The 16,853-nt window shown below is 51.2% G+C and carries 13 protein-coding genes; 9 read left to right on the plus strand and 4 right to left on the minus strand.

Features of this window, described 5'->3' with window-relative positions:
* Window positions 1–18 precede the first annotated feature (18 nt).
* The 4 genes from aroH (at window position 19) to H1S01_RS01160 (ending at window position 5,960) form a co-directional block, all read left to right on the plus strand.
* Window positions 19–399 (plus strand): chorismate mutase, encoded by a 381-nt coding sequence (gene aroH, locus H1S01_RS01145; protein WP_188038287.1) that lies wholly within the window; start codon window positions 19–21, stop codon window positions 397–399.
* 221 nt (window positions 400–620) lie between these two features.
* Window positions 621–2,636 (plus strand): ATP-binding protein, encoded by a 2,016-nt coding sequence (locus tag H1S01_RS01150; protein WP_188038288.1) that lies wholly within the window; start codon window positions 621–623, stop codon window positions 2,634–2,636.
* 182 nt (window positions 2,637–2,818) lie between these two features.
* Window positions 2,819–3,880 carry a cobalamin B12-binding domain-containing protein gene (locus H1S01_RS01155; RefSeq protein ID WP_188038289.1) on the plus strand — a complete coding sequence of 354 codons (1,062 nt, stop codon included), beginning with the start codon at window positions 2,819–2,821 and terminating at the stop codon, window positions 3,878–3,880.
* Window positions 3,881–3,917: 37 nt separating this feature from the next.
* Complete coding sequence (locus H1S01_RS01160; RefSeq protein WP_188038290.1) at window positions 3,918–5,960, plus strand: PAS domain-containing hybrid sensor histidine kinase/response regulator; 2,043 nt, start codon at window positions 3,918–3,920, stop codon at window positions 5,958–5,960.
* 46 nt (window positions 5,961–6,006) lie between these two features.
* Here H1S01_RS01160 and H1S01_RS01165 read toward each other — a convergent pair whose 3' ends face one another.
* The 3 genes from H1S01_RS01165 to H1S01_RS01175 all read right to left on the minus strand — a co-directional run bounded on the left by H1S01_RS01165 (window position 6,007) and on the right by H1S01_RS01175 (window position 9,401).
* Entirely contained in the window at window positions 6,007–7,122 is a 1,116-nt protein-coding gene (locus H1S01_RS01165) for a glycosyl hydrolase family 18 protein (protein ID WP_188038291.1), read from the minus strand.
* A gap of 211 nt (window positions 7,123–7,333) precedes the next feature.
* Complete coding sequence (locus H1S01_RS01170; RefSeq protein ID WP_188038292.1) at window positions 7,334–8,434, minus strand: glycosyl hydrolase family 18 protein; 1,101 nt, start codon at window positions 8,432–8,434, stop codon at window positions 7,334–7,336.
* A 160-nt stretch (window positions 8,435–8,594) separates the two neighbouring features.
* Window positions 8,595–9,401, minus strand: a complete 807-nt coding sequence (locus H1S01_RS01175) for a DUF2935 domain-containing protein (RefSeq protein ID WP_188038293.1) — start codon at window positions 9,399–9,401, stop codon at window positions 8,595–8,597.
* A 220-nt stretch (window positions 9,402–9,621) separates the two neighbouring features.
* Here H1S01_RS01175 and H1S01_RS01180 point away from each other — a divergent pair, with 220 nt between their 5' ends.
* Window positions 9,622–10,728 (plus strand): Gfo/Idh/MocA family protein, encoded by a 1,107-nt coding sequence (locus H1S01_RS01180; protein WP_188038294.1) that lies wholly within the window; start codon window positions 9,622–9,624, stop codon window positions 10,726–10,728.
* A gap of 108 nt (window positions 10,729–10,836) precedes the next feature.
* Here H1S01_RS01180 and H1S01_RS01185 read toward each other — a convergent pair whose 3' ends face one another.
* On the minus strand, window positions 10,837–12,213 hold the full coding sequence (locus H1S01_RS01185; protein WP_188038295.1) for a S41 family peptidase: 1,377 nt from the start codon (window positions 12,211–12,213) through the stop codon (window positions 10,837–10,839).
* Window positions 12,214–12,625: 412 nt separating this feature from the next.
* Between H1S01_RS01185 and trpE the strand changes: the two genes are divergently transcribed.
* From trpE to H1S01_RS01205, 4 genes are read left to right on the plus strand one after another with little or no spacing between them, the layout of a single operon-like run.
* Complete coding sequence (trpE, locus tag H1S01_RS01190; RefSeq protein ID WP_188038296.1) at window positions 12,626–14,101, plus strand: anthranilate synthase component I; 1,476 nt, start codon at window positions 12,626–12,628, stop codon at window positions 14,099–14,101.
* Window positions 14,098–14,667: an aminodeoxychorismate/anthranilate synthase component II gene (gene pabA, locus H1S01_RS01195; RefSeq protein ID WP_188038297.1), complete on the plus strand. Its 570-nt coding sequence runs from the start codon at window positions 14,098–14,100 to the stop codon at window positions 14,665–14,667. The genes trpE and pabA overlap by 4 nt, the downstream gene beginning before the upstream one ends.
* Window positions 14,668–14,701: 34 nt before the next feature.
* Window positions 14,702–15,790: an anthranilate phosphoribosyltransferase gene (trpD, locus tag H1S01_RS01200; RefSeq protein WP_188038298.1), complete on the plus strand. Its 1,089-nt coding sequence runs from the start codon at window positions 14,702–14,704 to the stop codon at window positions 15,788–15,790.
* Window positions 15,787–16,641: an indole-3-glycerol phosphate synthase TrpC gene (locus H1S01_RS01205; RefSeq protein ID WP_188038299.1), complete on the plus strand. Its 855-nt coding sequence runs from the start codon at window positions 15,787–15,789 to the stop codon at window positions 16,639–16,641. Before trpD ends, H1S01_RS01205 begins: the two co-directional genes overlap by 4 nt.
* Window positions 16,642–16,853 lie beyond the last annotated feature (212 nt).

Here is a 16,853-nt window from a genome sequence, read left to right on the forward strand (position 1 = left end):
GTAGGGAGGTAGGACCCTTTGACGGTGAACTATGTACGGGGGTTGCGTGGTGCCGTTACGGTGGAAGAGAACAGCCGTGAAGCCATCGGTCAGGCAACACGGGAGTTGTTGACGGAGCTGCTCGATGCGAACGAACTGCAGTTAGATGATATCGCTTCTGCTTTTTTTACGGTTACCCCAGATTTAAATGAGGGCTTTCCCGCCTATACGGCTCGGGAGATGGGATGGCATCAGGTACCATTGATGTGTGCACGGGAAATTGACGTTCCCGGTGCTCTCCCGCGCTGTGTTCGTGTGCTGTTGCACATCAACACGACGAAGGGTCAGGAAGATATGGTTCATGTCTATCTGGGTGGAGCGGCTAAACTACGGCCCGACCTCAACCGGAAAGACGAATAAGGCAAACAGAACATAACGAAACTGAATGAATCTAAAGGAAAGCCGCTGTGTCCTCGTGGACTGGCGGCTTTCCTTTGTTCTTTGTCACTTGTCGATAATTACAACAAAAATCATGCTTTGAAAAAGGATCTCCTGCCTCCCGTAGCGAAGAGTACCCTCATGGAATAAAAGGAATATTGAGCCTTAGAATAGGATTTGTTGATTATAGGGAGGCCCTTGCGATGAATCGACGAGGCGGGGGAAAAGAAGCTCATACCGGTTTTCCTTTCGGCATCGATGAAATACTGCCTTTCTTCGATATCACGCCGGATCTGTTTTGTATCACCGGTTTTGACGGTTATTTTGCCTATCTGAACTCCGCCTGGGAGAGGATACTCGGGTTCTCCAAAGAGGAACTCTTTGCAGCTCCTTATCTTACGTTTCTTCACCCGGAAGATGTGGAACGGACCAAGCAGGCGGTAGCCTCACTTGTCCCGGGTGTCAAGACGGTATCTTTTGAAAACCGGCTGCGCTGTAAAAACGGCACCTATAAGCATATACAGTGGAACTCGGCACTGGTCACGGAAAAGGGTTACATTTGTGCCGTTGGATACGATAGGACCGTCAACGAACAAGTCGAAGCAGCAACTGTGGAAGAGAACAAAGCCCTTGAGGTGAAACTTCAAGAGGCAAAAGAAGCAGCAGAAGCGGCCAACCGTGCTAAAAGTGAGTTTCTTGCTACCATCAGCCATGAGATACGTACGCCCATCAACGGGATCTTGGGTATGACCGAGTTGCTTTTGGAATCGGAACTTCCTTCAGAACAGAGGGAATATGCGAAAACCGTCTGCGATTCCGCCTATTTGCTGCTGAATATCATCAATGATGTATTGGACTTTTCAAAAATCGAGGCGGGAAAAATGCAATTGGAAATCAGCGACTTGCTTCTGGCTCCGATGGTCGAAGAAACGGTCCATTTTTTTGAAGCCAAAGCAAAAGATAAAGGACTTTCGCTTCAGGTAAGTCTCGACGATAAAGTTAACCGGCTTATGCGCGGTGATCCCGTTCGACTGCGGCAGATATTGTTTAACCTGGTCAGCAACGCTGTCAAATTTACAGAAAGTGGAAAAGTCATCGTCCGCGCTCTGATCGAGAGGGAAGAGGACGATGCGGTCCTGATTCGTTTTGAAGTGTCTGATACAGGGATCGGCATGTCTGAGGAAGCATGCCGGCGGTTGTTTGAGCCCTTTGAACAGGCAGATAGCTCAACGACCCGCAAGTATGGCGGAACCGGGTTGGGCTTGTCCATCTGCAAGGCACTGATCGATATGATGGGCGGACAAATAGGTGTGAACAGTCAAGAAGGAAAAGGTTCAGTTTTCTGGTTTGTCGTACCCTTTGCTCGAGCTCTAGCTGCTACAGAGGGGACGGAAAGCAGCCTTACCCTTATTAATCCCTCGCCAACAACCCCAGCCGTCGCCGAGGAAACCCTGCCTGCCGTCAAAGCGGAAAAACCGATTCTCCTGGTCGAAGACAATTCGGTCAACCGAAAACTTGTACAGTTACAACTGAAAAAGCTGGGCCTTACCGCCCATGCTGTCGTCAACGGATGGGAAGCTGTTGAGGCTTTTCACCACCAGCCTTTCAGCCTGATCTTGATGGACTGCCAGATGCCTGTCATGGATGGCTATGAAGCGACACAGGCGATTCGGCGGTCCGAAGCGAGAAAAGGCGGCCATATCCCGATCATCGCCATGACGGCCTACGCTATGCAAGGTGATCGGGAACGGTGCCTCAAGGCCGGTATGGACGATTATTTGAGCAAACCTTTTGTGATTCAAACACTTCGTGAGGTGTTGGAACGGTGGTTACCTATGAATCGTGATGAAGAATCCGGTGTGATCGATACAGGGTTGTTGGAAAGCCTCCGTGATCTGCAGGAGGAAGGAGAACCAGATATCGTGGCCGATGTGATCGATATCTTTTTACGGGATACACCTGAAAAAATTCAAGCCTTGCACGAAGCGGCTCAACGGCAGGATGTGCGGGCGATGACCAACCTAGCCCACAGTATCAAATCCAGCAGTGCCGGTATCGGTGCCGTAGGCCTTTCAGCCTGCAGTAAAGAGATGGAACTGAAGGGGCGTCAGGGGCAACTGGACGGTGCCCAAGAAAAGGCGGCCCGTATAGAGGCGGAATTTATCAAAGCAAGAAGAGTTTTAGAAAAGATGAATGTTAACTCGGTGCCACAAAAGTGAAAAGCAATAATTACATTACTTAATAATGCATATGGAAGTTGTTCGTAAAAAATGTATTGCTTTTTTCAAGGTATGCAGGATTCCCTGTAAGAACGAGGAATATTGATCATAAGAAAACGAGTGCGCATGAAGGCTTTACTTCGAACATAGGCGATTTGATGGGTTCATGAAAGGAGCAGATCATGGAACACAACTATTATCAAGTCAGCCGGAAAATGGAGGAGCAACTTGCAGCACTATCGGAAGCTGTTTTTACACGTCAGTGCCAGGACCATACAGAGCTGACCGACCGGTTTCAAAGGATCGGACGAACTCGAGCGCTCCAGGATATGCAAGCGCAGTTGTCTTTTTTGGCAGAAGCAGTCGCCACGGAGCGACCCGCTTTATTTACCGATTATGTGGCATGGCTCAAGACGATGCTCTTGGGAAGAGGCATACCCCTATCGAATGTTGTGAATAACCTCACCTATAACCGAGAAGTGCTTCAGAATAGCCTTCCTCCTGAAATCCACAGCGTTGCTTGCGCTTATGTGGATATGGGCATTCACATTCTCGATTGCTCGCCGGAAGAGCCGCCCACATTTTTGCATGGTCAAGCCCCTTTGGCGGACTTGAGCCGTCAATTTCTCGAAGCGCTCTTGCGAGCCGAAAGGCACGAGGCGACACGTTTGATCATGGACGCTGTTCAATCCGGTATCTCTGTCCGTGACATTTACCTGCATGTCTTTCAGCGTTCCCAATATGAAATCGGCCGCCTTTGGCAGATGAATCACATCAACGTGGCCCAGGAGCACTACTGTTCGGCGGCTACGCAGATGATCATGGCCCAGTTGTATCCTTATATTTTTTCAGGAAAAAAGAACGGTTACCGGCTTGTAGCAACTTGTGTAAGCGGCGAGTTGCATGAAATCGGTATCCGCATGATTACGGACCTCTTAGAGATGGACGGATGGGATACCTATTTCCTCGGTGCCAGCACCCCTGCCGACAATATCCTGCAGGCATTGCAGGAACAGGCGGCTCATGTGCTCGCTGTGTCTGCAACGATGACTTTCCATGTGCGTATGGTTGCCGAGTTGATTCAAAAGGTTCGGTCTTCCGAACTGGGTAAAACGCTGAAAATTATGGTCGGTGGATACCCCTTTAATGTGGAACCGGAGTTGTGGCAAAAGGTAGGTGCCGATGCCTTTGCCCGGGATGCGAAAGAGGCGGTCAGCGTCGCCAAAGCCTTGATAACAGCGTAAAAAGAATAGTCCTCCTTGGTAGAGGGAGTGGCCGCAAATGAATTCTTCTGAGTTGACAACAGGCCTCGCCGTGATCTGTGACTGGCAAGGTATCATTCGACGGGTGATCAGCAATGAGTTAGGTGCTTCTACCCGGATACGGGCTGGACAGCCTTTTCCCGGAATCATTGATCCGAAGTGTATCGATAAGGCGATGAATTTTATCACTGCCTTGCGAACCCAAGAGAATGTATTCAATTGGGAACTGAATGTCCCTGTCGGCGATACGCTGTTTTTGCTTTTCTTCGCCGGTTTTGCCCACGATGGACGGTTATATATTGTGGGCGCCCGTTCTCGAACGGCCATGAGCGAACTCTACGAGGAGATCCTTGAAAAGACGAAGCAAGCCCCGGCCCTGCGAACGACGATGAAAGAACTGGCCAGTCAGGCAGGGAACCAGGCCGATTGGGATCGGGAACTGTATGACGAAGTGACCCGGCTGAACAATGAACTGGTCAACTTGCAGCGTATGCTCGTCAAAAAGTTGGAGAAGAGCGAAGAGCGTCACCGCCTGCTGGCGGAAAACTCTTCCGATTTGATCACCCGCCGAACACCGGAAAATGTTATCCTCTACGCATCACCTGTATGCCGGCATTTGCTCGGATACGAGCCGGAAGAACTGATTGGACGATCTGGCTACGAGTTTATTCATCCAGACGATACGGAACAGGTGATTGACGCGTATAAGCGACTGGCTCATGCATCAGGGCCTTTGACCCTTCGCTATCAGGTCCATCGCAAAGACGGCCAGTACATATGGTTTGAGACAAAGAGCCGGCCGGTGTTCGATGGAGAAAAGGTTCAGGAGATCATCGCCGTATCCCGCGACATTACGGAGCGAAAGCGGGAGGAAGTGGAACTGCAGACGGCAAAAGAAGCTGCCGAAGCGGCCAACTCGGCCAAGAGTGCTTTTTTGGCTACGGTCAGTCATGAGATCCGGACACCGATGCACGGGATCATCGGGATGACCGACCTGCTCATAGAGACGCCATTAAATGCGGAGCAGCAGGAATATGCCAAGACGATCAGCGACTTGTCTCAGCAGTTATCGGCGATCATCAATGATATTTTAGATTTTTCAAAAATTGAGGCTGGTAAAATCGATTTAAATATCACGGAATTCCAAATCCCGCTTGTAGTCGGTGAGCTCGTCAATCTTTCCCGGTGTAAGTTAGATGCACAACAGGTGCAGTTTGACGTTGATATCGCTGCTGATGTTCCTTCAAGCGTGCGAGGCGACGATGTGCGTCTTCGCCAGGTTTTGATGAATCTCGTCAGCAACGCCGTCAAGTTTACCGAATCGGGAAAGGTGACCTTGCGAATCACTAAAGAGACGGCAGGCAAACCAGTCATACGGTTCGAGGTGATCGACTCGGGAATTGGGATTCCCGAAGAGGTTCAGCCGCGTCTGTTCCAGCCCTTTACCCAAGCGGACAGTTCGACCACCCGGAAATACGGAGGGACCGGTTTAGGGTTAGCGATTTCGAAACGTCTGGTCGAATTGATGGAAGGTCAGATCGGGTTTCACAGCAAACCTGGGCAAGGTTCGACCTTCTGGTTTACCATTCCCTTGGAAGTCCCTCTTTCAACCAAGCAACAGGAGGAGCCCTCTCCTATTCTTAAGATCCTGCCCTTACGAGCACCGGCAGAGAAGATGATTTTGCTCGTCGAGGATAATCCAGTCAACCAGCGGCTCGCCTTGCTGCAATTGAAAAAATTCGGCATCCCGATCCATGCCGTCACCAACGGGAGGGAAGCCCTCGAAGCGCTTACGCAGAAAGCCTATACGTTGGTGCTGATGGACTGTCAGATGCCGGAGATGGATGGCTTTGAAGCGACAAGGGCCATCCGGAAGATGGAATCCGAGCAAGGGGGGCATACACCTATCGTGGCTATGACAGCCCGGGCTATGCAGGGTGACCGGGAGGAATGCCTCGCTTGTGGTATGGATGACTACATCAGCAAGCCGATCAAGATGGAAGACCTTCGCCGGGTTCTAGATCAGTGGTTTGCAGCGATACAATCGGATAGTACACCATAGAAGGCCCCCTTCCATGTGGAAAGAGGGCCTTCTATATTATTACGCCTTATTTTAACTTACTGTTGACGATGTCCCAAAAGCTCTGATCCTCGAAGCCTAGACGCCAGATGCCGATACCGCCCAGCCCGTACTGATTGACTAAGTCTAACTTGTAGGATGTCGATTGGGCGTTTTCGTACCAGACTTGATGGCTTTGACCATAACTGTCGGTGTATGTAAACCAGGGACATTTGGCCGTGTCATCCCATTGGGAAGTGACGTTGTATTGGCTGAGCAATTTCGGTACCGTCAAATATGTAACCGTCTTCGTGCTGGATCCATACCAGTCGTATCCGTACGTGGCGATTCCAAGCAGGATCTTTTCTTTCGGGATGGCCGAGGTGGCGTATTGTACAGCTTTCGTTACGTAGCCGATCGAGGCGATTGGACCGGGAGTTCCGCCAAACCAGTGCTCATCATAGGTCATGATTTGGACGAAGTCTGCGCTTTGACCGAGGGCGGTAAAGTCAAAGGCGCCGCCCCAGGAGGAGGTTGTGTCATTGTAGGTTTTACCGGGGACGGAGACGATGACGGTGTATCCGAGTGGACCGAGGGCCCCTTTCATTTCCTTGATGAACTGGCTGTAGTTGGCCCGGTCAGTACCTTTCACATTTTCTAAATCCACGTTGACGCCGTTGTATCCGTTGGCCGGAAGGATGGTTTTCAGCCGATTGATGACGTTTTGGCGAGCTGTGGCACTTCCCAACAAGGTTGACGCCGTCGTCTGGTCGAAGCCTCCGTTGATATAGTTATGGATCAGGGCGTAGGCCTTCATCGACTTGGATTTGGCTAAAGTAATTCCGTCTGCCGGTGCCGTACCTGTCAAATTTCCTTGTCCATCGACTCGGTAGGTAAACGTCGAAATGGCGTTAAAGGAGCTGCCATAGTTGGCGACAGAGTTGTAAGCCGTCTTATCGCCGCTGTAATCGACAGGATAGTAACCGAGAATCGTCTTGCCAGTGACGGTCGTCGGGGAGGCCGTTGTCGTCGTTCCCGTTGAGGTCGTGGTGCCGGTCGGCGAAGTCGGCTTCGTAGTGACTTTTTTGGCCGCTAGAACAGGAAGAGGCAAGATGAAGAGGGACATGAGCAGCAGGGCCAGAAACAGACGAAGCTTTTTTGACATAGTCAATTTCTCCTTTGATGATGTGTTATAGTGCTACGGATGCTTGTGCCTGTCTGCACATTTATTTTAGCATAGATAAAATTTTCTTACATCGGTCAAAGGTCCTAAAAAATTAATTATCAATAAAAAACCACTCTGACTAGAGTGGTTTTTTAAATAAGGTACCGGTATTTTGTTTAAAAAGAATGGCAAGTCCCAAGTCGGTTTTTGTTTATTTCAGCTTGGTGTCGACTATGTCCCAAAAGCTCTTGTCTTCAAAACCTAAGCGCCAGATGGCCACTCCGGCCAAATCGTATTGGTTGACCAAATCAAGTTTATAACCGGTGGAACGGGCGTTTTCATACCATACTTCATGTTTTTGGCCTGACCCGTCCCAGTAAGTGAACCAGGGTGTTTTGGACGATTCGTCCCACCATGGGGTGATGCCGAAGGTGGATAGGATCTGGGGAACAGAGTAGTAATCTACTGCTTTTGTCGTCTTGCCGGTCCAGTCATAACCATAGGTGGCGATGCCTAAGAGGACTTTCTCTTTTGGGACGGCGGTCAATGTGTACCGGATCGCACGGTTTACGTAATCAATGGAAGCGATAGGGCCTGCCTGTCCGCCGGGCCAGTGTTCGTCATAGGTCATAATCTGTAAATAGTCAGCAGAATTCGCCAAGGCAGTGTAGTCAAAAGCGCCGCCCCAAGCAGAAGTTCGATCGTCAAAGAGCTTGGCCGGTACAGAAACGATGACTTTATATCCTCGAGGGGATAAGGCGTTCTTCAGTTCTTCGATGAATTGGCTGTAGTTGGCCCGTTCGGAAGCCTTTACGCTTTCTATATCTACGGTGACGCCGTCATATCCATTCGATTGTAGCATGCTCATCAATTGGTCGATCGCATTTTTGCGAGCTTGAGAACTACCGAGGAACGTGGAAGCCAACTGCTGATCGAAATTTCCGTTTTCATCGAGGTTGTGGATCAGCACATAGGTCTTGACCCCTCTGGCTTTCGCTAATGCAAGGCCGTCGGTAGGCGCTGTTCCGCTTAGGTTTCCTTGCTTGTCCACGCTGTAGGTAAAGGTGGAGATGGCATTAAAGGAATCGCCGTACATAGCGAGTGAATTATAAGCCGCTTTGTCGCCGTCATAATAGACCGGGTAATAGCCAAGGATGACTTTATCGTTTCTATATTCTTGCAGTTGGTGGTTATCTGTGTTGTAGATGCCGAGGGCTTGAGAAACGTCAAAAAAATAGGCCCAAGACGAAGTCGGATGCATGAAGAGGAGGAGAAGCAGGGAAAGCATGACAAGAGGTAGTTTTCGTTTCACTCGTCCGTCCACTTCCTTTGGTTGATAAAAGTAGTGCAAAATCGAAGCAATATGTAGCATTGGCGGCCATGGAGAAGGTTTAGTATTTTTGCTCGTCTATCGTATCATGAAGCAAATCGATGAAGATAGTGAAAAAACCACCCAGCATTGGGTGGTTTTTTCATTCGGAACGAGGTTGAGTCGGGTCGCATTCTGGTGGCTTGATCGTTGAAACCTGAGCCAGTTTGATTAAGTAATAGCATTCTTCCCGAATCATGTGATCCGGCGTCAATGGCGGAAAAATACCTAGCACGGCATTGGTTTTTCTTGACGCTTCCAATTGTGTAAGAAAGGTGCTGAAGGAGTTGATCTCTCGTTCCACTTGACGGTTGAGGTACTGCAGAGCAGGAAACTCTTTGACGCCCGTTCGCATGTAACCGGCTAGGCTGACGGCTTTTTTATAGAGGTTGTCGAACTGCCGTTCAAATATCAAGTTTGTGTCTATCAATGGTTTTTCCACTTCATCCAGTCCGGAGGCGAGGAAGGCCGCGTGTCCCGACGCGTCAGAGAGCCAAAGGAGGTGCAGATGGGAGATCTGTACGGTGGGACATTGTTTAGCCAGCAGGAAGCAGAGGATGCGCAAGTATTCTTCCACCTCGTTGACCATGTGGTTCAGCAGCGTCGGCGGCAGGTTCAGATCGATCGTACCGATGATGTGCCGGCGCAGGAGGTGAAGCTTGAAATTGCGGATTTCCCGGGCTTGGTTGTAAGCCTGTTGACCTAGCGCCATCAGGTCTGTCTCTGGTCCCGCCCGACGAGCTTCTTCCAGCAGTCGATCGAATTCAACGATGAAGAATTCGGCTCGCTGGATTTCGGCAGCCTCTTTTGGTGATAGGGCGTTGAAAATAAAGCGGCTGTGGTCTCCTAGGATCTGCAGCCAAAAACGATGTTCAAAGAGGGCACTTTGTTCCAAACTGACTGTCTCCACGTATACCCCTCCTTGTGCATGAGTCAATCATTCTTTTGCCGATAAAATACTATGTCGTTGCCCAATAAAAAGAATAGCTTCTCGCATATCGGGGGGAAGTGGAGAGAATCTTAAAGAAAGAAAGGGAGTGGGAATACTGTTTAGACATGAAAAACAACTCGCTCTTTCCGCTGGTGGCAAGTATTTTCGCTTAATGGTAAAACGGGAGAGGTAAAGAAACATGAAAAAACTGCGTGTTGGGATCATCGGCGTCGGGATGGCCTTCGAACAGCTTCATTATCCGGCTTATCAGGAACTGAAGGATCGTTATGAGATTAAAGCGCTCTGCGATACGGTCAAAGATAAAGCGTTACCTTGGGCCCGGCGTCTTGGCTTGAGTGAACAGGATGTCTACACCGATTACCGCCCGATGGTATTGCGGGACGATCTGGATGTGATCGACATCATGGTTCCGATCAGCTTGAATTACAAGGTGACTGAAGATGTGGCCAAGGCGATTTCGGGAACCTCAAAAGGCATCATCTGTGAAAAACCCTTGGCCCCTACCCAGGATCAGGCTGTCGCTCATGCTGAGCTTCCCCGAAAATACAATGTTCCCGTACTCATCGCCGAAAACTATCGCTATAACGAAGAGATTGATAAAATTCGCGATTTGGTCCGGACAAAGCGCATCGGTGATGTGGTCTACTTCATGCAGAACCGAGTCGCTTGTTTTCCCTGTGAACTGAACCAACCGAACAAATTCCCCAACGCGGAATGGCGCCAGCACCCGGACTACCCGGGCGGTGCGATCATGGACACCGGAGTCCATGATATGGCAGCGCTCCGGCACATCTTCGGGGCTGTCGATAAGCTTCATGCTTTTGGGGTTCCCTTGGAGTCTGATTATTCCCCGTACTCTGTGATCTGTGTGAATATGCGTTTTAAAAACGGTGTTACAGGCCAATTTTCTTTCTTCTCGTCCGGGAAAGAAATGCAGCGCCCTCTCATCGGACTGCGCATCTTTGGGACGAAAGGCATGATTTATCTAGAAGAACGGGACTGCGGAACCATTAATGTGACTTACAACGATGGACGCGCTGAGAAAATTATGTACCGCCCCCAACGAGGCTATTATAATGAACTGCTCAATTTCCACAAATTCATGACGGGTGAGGAGCCTATATCGGTTCCGCCGGAAATGGAGTACGGTGATACGAAGACCATCCTTGATATTCTCCGTTCAGTTCGGGAAGGGAACGTGGTGACCGTCGATGAGACAAGCGACTATTCCCCGGTCTACGGTGACAGTCATTTTCAGGAACATCCACCGACGACGATCATGTAAAAAAGCCGCCCACCTTTCGGAGGTGGACGGCTTTATTTTTCGTTTCCTGGTGCGGCTTAGCTATCGGAAAGAGAGTTGGGGCGAACCAGGTGCCTGTGATTTTAGGCGCTATCCTTTCTGGACGGTTATCTCTCCTTTGATGCCGTCGTATTCCACTCGGAATCCGAAAGACTCGCTCAACAGGCGCAATGGGATCTGTGGTTGATCATCCTGGACGATTAAGGGCTGAATCGTTTGGATAGGGCGGTTATTGAGCACTATATCGCCACCAGCGGTGGGGATGATCAACTGGGTTCCGCCCATGGTAACGATGGCTCGTTTTTCTTTTTCCTTGTATTCGACCGATCCCCCGAGCGCCTCTCCAAGAAATTGCAGGGGCACATAAGCACGGTCATCGACGATTTGAGGCGGCTTGAGCAAAGGAATTTCTTCGTCATCTAGCCAGGCTGTCGGTTTGGCCAGCGACAGTTTTAACGTTTTTCGGTAAGGGGAAAGAAGGAGTTCTTTGGCCCGGATCAGTTGGAGGGAGGGGTATGTAACGAGTTGATCCGGTTGTAGTCCGATCTTGTCCACCGGATGATCGAGAGCTGTCGTATAGCGAGCGATCGTCATTTTCAAGTATCCACCGGAGTCTAAGGGGACGATCGTCTGCACAGATCCTTTTCCATAGGTTTTGGTACCGATGAGAACGGCATGAGCCCTCTCCTTAAGGGCACTCGCCAACAATTCTGACGCGCTCGCCGTGTTGTCATCGACGAGGACGACCATGGGGAGTGGTTTTTCCGATCCTTCTGTATAATAAGTTTCCTTCGGGACTTTGCGGCCGGCGATGTGATAGAGAGGCCCTTCCGGCAGTATATCGTCGCCGATGGCTTCGGCAGCCTGCACTTCGCCGCCGCCGTTACCTCGCAAGTCGACGATCAGTTTGCTCATTCCAGAAGTTTGTAACTTTTTGTAGGCATCACGAAATTCATCAGCGGCCCGATCACCGAAACTGTCGATGGATATGTAGCCGATCTGGTTGCCTAGCATCCGGCCTCCGACTTGAGGAATGTTGATCAATTGTCGTTTTAACTGCAGTGTCTCTTCTGTTGTGCTGCCAACTTTTTGAACGACAAGACTGACAGAAGAGCCGACAGGGCCGCGAACTTTTTTCGCTACCGCCTCCGTCTTCATTCCCTTGGTCGACTCGTTGTTTACTTTGACGATAACATCGCCGCTTTTTAAGCCGGCTTTTTCGGCAGGCGATCCAGGGAAGGTGTGATCGACGATGGGATAATCTTTTGTCTCTTCGATCACCATGCCGAGCCCAGCATAATTGAGGTTCAAATCTTCGATCAGGGATTTATATTTCTCTGGACTGAGGTAAATCGTATGGGGGTCATGGAGGCTCTCGATCATTTTATCGATAGTCTGCTGTTGCAGCACCGAAGTGGACGGTTCATCTACATAATAGGCCGATAAGAGTTGGCGTATCTCTGGCACAACGGAACTGTCCGATGCCGCTTGCGCGGAGAGGGGAAAAAGGGTCAGCGAGAGCAACAGAGAGAGCGTGTATAAGGGCTTACGAGTTTTCAGGAAAAGTCACTCCTTTACGGTGGAACATCAAATGGATACGTCTCTAAGCTAACACTAATTTAAAGCGAATCACATTGCAAGTGGAAGATTCCTTTGGGTACGTAAATTACCGGGTTGACAGAAACATACAGCCGTGATATGGTGTCAGTGAGTTGAGAATTAGTGTAGTTGAGCGGAGTTTGAGTGGAGTCGAGCGGAGCATAGGCGGTTTTTTTCATGCTGAAGTATGGAAAGACCGGTCTACTTCGGTAGGCCGGTCTTTTTTGCGCCTTTTTTCAGTTCGCTTCACTCTCCGCTGGAAGGAGGGTGAATGATACCTATGGATAAGATGAATTTGGATGAATTTTTACGTCTGAGCCGTGAATACCGCTATGTCCCCTTGTGGACATCTTTTCATGCTGACGAAGATACTCCTATCACCTTGTACCGCAAGCTAGTCGGCGACGGGTTAGGGTATCTCTTGGAGAGTGTGGAGCGCGGTACGGTACTCGGGCGTTATTCTTTTGTCGGGGCAGAACCAATGGCCTTTTTTACGTGGCCTTTAGACCCGTCAAAAGAAGGTGCTCCAGGAGGTGCTGGTAGAGAGCCCTTGGCGGAACTGCAGCGGTGGCTCGACGGTCTTCAGGTGGCACCGATTCCAGAGTCGGCCCGGTTGCCTCGCTTTTATGGGGGTGCTGTTGGCTATTACTCCTATGATCTGATTCGCTATTATGAACGGCTTCCTGAATACAGTATCGATGACCGCCGACTGCCGGAGATGGTGCAGATGGTCACTCGGTGCACCTTGATCATCGATCACCTGCGACATCAAGGAACGCTCGTTTATCTAGCTGAATCGGGCGACGAAGCGGCTTATCAGTATGGTCAATCCCAGATGGCGAAGCTGTTGGAGAAGCTCCGCCGCCCCGTTGAACTCCCGGCTTCTGTCGGCACTGAGTCGAAGGTAGATAGTGGGAAAGTGAAGCCCATGTCCACCTTTGATCTGCCGAGTTTTTGCCAGGCCGTGGAGCGCTGCAAAGAGTACATCGCTGCCGGTGACGCTTTTCAGATCGTCTTGTCTCAGCGATTCTCCATGCCGCTGAAGACGGATCCCTTAAATGTGTACCGTTCGCTGCGCTCGCTGAATCCGTCGCCTTATCTCTTCTATCTGAATTTGCCTGGAATGCAGATGGCCGGTTCTTCGCCGGAGGCGCTAATCCGGGTGGAAGGCCGGCGCGTTGAAACTCATCCCATCGCCGGTACACGGCCCCGTGGAAAAGATGCAGAAGAGGATCAGCGCCTCGCTGAGGAATTGCTGCAAGATGAAAAAGAACGGGCCGAACACCTCATGCTCGTTGACCTCGGCCGCAACGATCTCGGCCGGGTCTGTGAGATCGGTTCTGTGCGGGTGGAGCGGTTCATGGAAGTGGAACATTACTCCCATGTGATGCACATCGTCAGCCGCGTCGCCGGAGAATTAAAAGCATCGGCGAGCGCTTTGGAATCGTTAGCTCGAGTCATGCCGGCAGGGACGTTGAGCGGTGCTCCGAAAATCCGGGCCATGGAAATCATCGACGAGTTGGAGCCTGTGCGCCGGGGACCCTACGGGGGAGCTGTAGGTTACTTAAGTTTTGACGGTAATTTGGATACCTGTATCACTATCCGGACCGTCCTCATGCGAGACGGGAAGGCGGAGATTCAGGTCGGCGCCGGAATCGTCGCCGATTCCGTTCCAGAGATGGAATATCAGGAAACCGTAAATAAAGCGAAAGCCCTTTTTGAGGCTTTGGCCGAAGCGGAGGAGAGATTCCGTTGATCCTGATGATCGATAACTATGATTCTTTTACTTATAACCTCGTGCAGTACTTGGGGGAAATGGAAGAGGATATTCGCGTCTTTCGCAATGACGCCTTGACCTTGCAGGAAATAGAGGCGCTGGCACCTGATCATATCGTCATCTCCCCCGGTCCTTGTACCCCGAACGAGGCGGGCATGTCGATGGCTGTGATCGAGCATTTCGCCGGAAAAGTGCCGATCCTGGGTGTCTGTTTAGGACATCAGTCGATCGGGCAAGTTTTTGGCGGTCGTGTCATCCGGGCGCCCCGGCTGATGCATGGGAAAACATCGCTGATTCATCATGACGGCAAAGGTGTCTTCCAGGGTTTGCCCAACCCCTTTACGGCAACTCGCTATCACTCCCTGATCGTCGAAGAAGAGACCATGCCTGATTGCCTGGAAATCACCGCTCGCAGTAACCGGGGAGAGATCATGGGCGTCCGGCATAAAAAGTTTTGTGTCGAGGGCGTTCAGTTTCATCCCGAGTCTATATTGACGTCAGAAGGAAAAGGGCTGCTGAAAAATTTTCTTTCCATGAAACAGTGAGCGATTTTAGAAAAAACTGATGAGGTGAGCCGAGATGAGTGAAAAGGGATTGGAGATAGCCCGTCAAAGTCTGCACTGCCTGCTCGGTGGAGAGCGGCTCGGTGAGCAGCGTGCACAGATGATCATGGAAGCGGTGATGGAAGGCCAAGTGCCTTCCGTTCAACTGGCCGCTATCCTGGTGGCATTGCGGTTGACTGGTGAAGGAGAAGAGGAAATCGCCGGCTTCGCTCGGGCGATGCGCCAGCGTGTTTACAGTGAATTGCAAGAATATGTTCCTGCCGATTTTGAGACGACCCGTTTGTGCATGGTTGATACCTGTGGAACCGGGGGAGACGGAGCGGGAACCTTTAACATATCGACGGCGGCCGCCCTCGTCGTCGCTTCCGCCGGAGTGCCTGTAGCGAAACACGGCAACCGGGCCGCATCAGGACGGGTTGGATCGGCTGATGTGCTTGAAGCCTTGGGTGTTGTCGTGAACTTGTCACCAGCTTATGCATATGAGAGTCTGGCGGAGACCGGTTTCGGCTTTTTCTTCGCGCCCCAGTGCCACCGGGCCTTGGCCCATGCAGCGCCGACCCGACGGGAACTGGGTGTGCCGACCGTCTTTAACCTGTTGGGGCCCTTGACCAACCCGGCCGGTGCCCCTCAGCAGTTGCTCGGCGTCAATAGTGCAGAGCGGGTGAAGATCATCGCCGATGTGCTCAACCGGTTAGGAACGAAGAAAGCGATGGTCGTTCACGGCGAGGACGGACTCGATGAGATCACCCTCACCGGCAAAACCCATATCGCTCGCTTAGAAGCAGGCCGGGTGACCGTCGATATGCTTGATCCCCGCGATTTCGGTTTTGCTTACTGCACCATGGAAGACCTGAAGGGTGGCGACAAAGAGGACAACGCCCGCATCGTCCTGGAAGTCTTAAAAGGGGAAAAAGGACCCCACCGCGATATTGTCCTGTTAAACGCAGCCGCTGCGTTACAGGTGGCCGGTAAAGTCGATTCCCTGCAAGCGGCTATTCACCTCGCTCAAGAGGCTGTCGACAGCGGAAAAGCGATGGCACTGTTGAACAGAGTCAGTGCGTTGACTACAGAAGCGGCTCGAAAGAGCCAAGAGGTGAGTGCATGAAAGACCTGCAGCCGGAGATAGCTCTGACCGGGTTTTTACAGACCATGTGGGAGATTCAAGCGAAACGGGTGCAAGAGGGACAGCGTAAAGTCTCTTATGCTGAATTGGAACAGGCGATTATTAACCTTCCAACCCCACGAAAATTCTCCCGTTCCTTACAAGAAAATGAGAACTCTCTGGTCACCATCATCGCTGAAGTGAAGCGGGCGTCCCCTTCGAAGGGCCCTCTCTTTCCTGACGCCAAGGCAGGGGAACTGGCCGACCGTTACGAAAAAGCTGGTGCTGCGGCGATTTCTGTGCTGACAGAAGAAAACTATTTTCTCGGCTCCCTGGAAGACCTGCGGGAAGTATCTAGTCGTGCCACCATACCGGTGATGCGCAAGGATTTTCTCATCGATCCCTATCAAATCTTAGAGGCGCGCTGTTACGGAGCGGACGCCTGCCTGCTCATCGCCGCCTTCCTGGGTCCGACCTGCCTGGCTGAGATGTGCGCCGCTGCTTTACAATACGAACTGCAGCCCTTGATCGAGATTCACGGGGAAGAGGACCTACAGTGGACTCTTCAAGCGGTCGAACAAAACCGGAAGAACCATCCCCAATGGACCCCTGTTCTCGGCATCAACGCCCGCAACCTGAGCACCTTGACCGTCGATAAAGAACAAGTCCTTCGGCTCGGCGCCGCACTTCCAAGGGACACAGTCAAAGTCGCCGAAAGCGGCATTAAGACTCGTGAGGACGTGGAACGAGCCGCCGCTGCCGGGTACGATACCATCCTCGTCGGCGAGGCTCTCGTCACCTCTCCTGACCCGGGAGAAGCGATTCGGCAGTTGACGGGGAAGGGTGTTTGTTAAAACAATAATTTTTCATTATACCACCGTGAAGGTAAGATTGGGCAAGAAGTTGGGGTGCATTGGCGGAGTGAGCGTTTTGGGCAAAGCGGCGTCGTAAGCGCGGGTTGTGAAGCGTTAAGCGCGCCACGGTTCACATGCAGAAAAGCCCAGAGGTTTGGCGCGCCAGCGTAACAACCAAGCGAACAGCCGCGGAGCCCTTAGCGAGCGGAGCC

The organism is Heliobacterium chlorum, from assembly GCF_014502795.1.
Classification (GTDB): domain Bacteria; phylum Bacillota; class Desulfitobacteriia; order Heliobacteriales; family Heliobacteriaceae; genus Heliobacterium; species Heliobacterium chlorum.